This window comes from Shewanella sp. MF05956 (assembly GCF_059758055.1).
This window is the reverse complement of the sequence record NZ_JCAYNV010000040.1, coordinates 1-2,445: the sequence shown is the minus strand read 5'-3', so window position 1 is coordinate 2,445 and position 2,445 is coordinate 1. Positions and strand designations below refer to the sequence as shown.

Annotated in this window: 1 tRNA gene and 2 rRNA genes; all 3 read right to left on the bottom strand. The window is 39.8% G+C overall.

Annotation, left to right across the window (positions count from 1 at the left end):
- Positions 1–2,066: 2,066 nt before the first annotated feature.
- Positions 2,067–2,182: ribosomal RNA gene (gene rrf, locus AC19MX_RS21015) — 5S ribosomal RNA — on the bottom strand.
- A gap of 36 nt (positions 2,183–2,218) precedes the next feature.
- Positions 2,219–2,294: transfer RNA gene (locus AC19MX_RS21010), tRNA-Thr, on the bottom strand.
- Positions 2,295–2,325: 31 nt separating this feature from the next.
- Positions 2,326–2,441: ribosomal RNA gene (gene rrf, locus AC19MX_RS21005) — 5S ribosomal RNA — on the bottom strand.
- Between the last annotated feature and the right edge of the window lie 4 nt (positions 2,442–2,445).

Sequence of the window (2,445 nt, the reverse complement as noted above, 5' to 3'; positions counted from 1 at the left end):
TTCTTTTCGCCTTGAACTCAGTGTTTTGAAGCACTTGGTTCAACCTAACTCGGTGACCGCTTTCGCTGTCTGCCGTGTCAGTGGATGCGCATTATAGGCACCATGAGATTTAGTGCAACCCCTTTTTTGGCTATTTTATCATTTAATTTTTATACCTTAGTTAATACCAAGATAGGCACATTTTACTCACAGATTTATCCACAATATCGCTTTTATAATTTTAGGTATGGTTATCTTAAGGTGTACTAAATCACTACTATTGGGCATAACAACATTCGCAATACGACAGCTGTAATATATAAAACTCATGATTATTGATGCTGATTGTTCGACTTTTCCATTATGGTTCTGCAATTTTAAAATCGGCATCTAAATATAAAAGGAAGATTTGTTAACAAAGAGGCAGTAGCTCATGAGTAGAAATTCAATAAATCTGTATTTCGAGGTTTAAGTTAGAATCTCGCGAATATTTGCTCGTCGATATTGAGGTAAATTCACCTTCATACTACCTGCTCCTTTTATATGAATAGAAGGCATAACACCTAACTCTACTTTTTGACCGTGATTAAAATCAATCTTAAATCCGAGTTCATGATGAGTAGCAAATTTGCATAGATACCTATAGGTATTCCTAGAACATGATTAACTCAGCAATAAGTAAGTGAATCATTGATTACATATAGGCACTGCTTAAAGCGGATGGGAACCTCATTAGAAATGGATCCTTCATGAATAGTAGTAAGCAAAAAATAATTAATGAGCTTTAAGAAAAATTGCCAATACCGTCACATCGATAAATTCTGTCGGTTTGCTAGCAACATAGAAAACCTGATCATTACACAGGTATATGTTAGATACTGATAAAACGAATACCTGATTTACAGGATTACTACAGAGATTTGCTCATCATTAATTACTCTCAAATCGTAATTTCACCAAAACGCTAAAATGGCTGGAAGCATGAGTTGACCTACCCGCATTGTATTTTGACGATTTTGCGCACAGACCTCAGTAGTTTGTTTTATCTGGACATAACCTGAAGGTGTAAGGAAACTGGCAAAATGAAATTAGGCTGAGATGCTGCGAGTAAAGCATGCTGTTTTAGTCAATGGTGATAGAGACATTATGGTGTTGGCAAAAATCGATATTAGCACCACTAAATGTGCTGCTTTGCTAGAGAAGTTGTGGCCATTACACACTTTTCTTTTAAGTTTTCATACCTACTCCAAATTTATTATTTGACAGCTATTTTTAGATAACAAGATGCTACGAGCGCTTCGCAAGACGCTAACGATTATTCGGAGCCTGAAATAACTACTCTTGCATGGACATATCGACCACACAACGTTTTGTCATATTCGAAATCTATTAGGGTCATAAAACAAAGAAGGACCATCCGATAAGTTGGCCTTGCTGTTTATTTGGCACCAGGAATAACCTACATTCGCAGGGGCATATCGGCCACACTGCGTTTTGTCATATTCGAAATCTATTTGAGTCAGTAAACAAAGAAGAGCCATCCGATATGATGGCCTTGCTGTTTATTTAGCACCTGGAAATGATCTACTTTCGCAGGGGCACATCACACACTGCATTTTTTATATTCTAAATCCATTTTAGTGAGAAAACTCAGAAGGGCCACCCGATGAAGGGGCCTTGCTGTTTTGTTTAGCGCCTGGAAATGACCTACTCTTGCTTGGCATATCGACCACACTACGTTTTGTCATATTCGAAATCTATTTGAGTCATGAAGCAAAAAGGCTACCTGATTAAGGTGGCCTTACTGTTTTGTTGAGCGCCTGGAAATAACCTACTCCTGCATGGGCATACCGACCACACTGCGTTTTGTCATATTCGAAATCTATTAGGCTCATAAAACAAAGAAGGGCCATCCGATAAGATGGCATTGTTGTTTATTTGGCACCTGGAAATGATCTACTTCGCAGGGGCATATCGGCCACACAACTATCATGCATCTTTCTCTGACCATATTGATAAATTGCAGACGTAAAAAAGCCCATTGCGTTAGCAACGGGCTTATCACTACTCTTTTGAGTAAATTAGGCGCCTGGAAATGACCTACTCTCGCATGGGGAGACCCCAAACTACCATCGGCGATACTGTGTTTCACTTCTGAGTTCGGAATGGGATCAGGTGGTGCCACAGCTCTATGGTTTCCAGACAAATTTTATTCTAGGACAAAACACTAGATTATTCGTGGTGCTGATACCCAGAATCGAACTGGGGACCTCATCCTTACCAAGGATGCGCTCTACCGACTGAGCCATATCAGCAAAACTCTGTACAACGTTGAGCTTATTAGGCGCCTGGAAATGACCTACTCTCGCATGGGGAGACCCCACACTACCATCGGCGATACTGTGTTTCACTTCTGAGTTCGGAATGGGATCAGGTGGTGCCACAGCTCTATGGTTTCCAGACAAA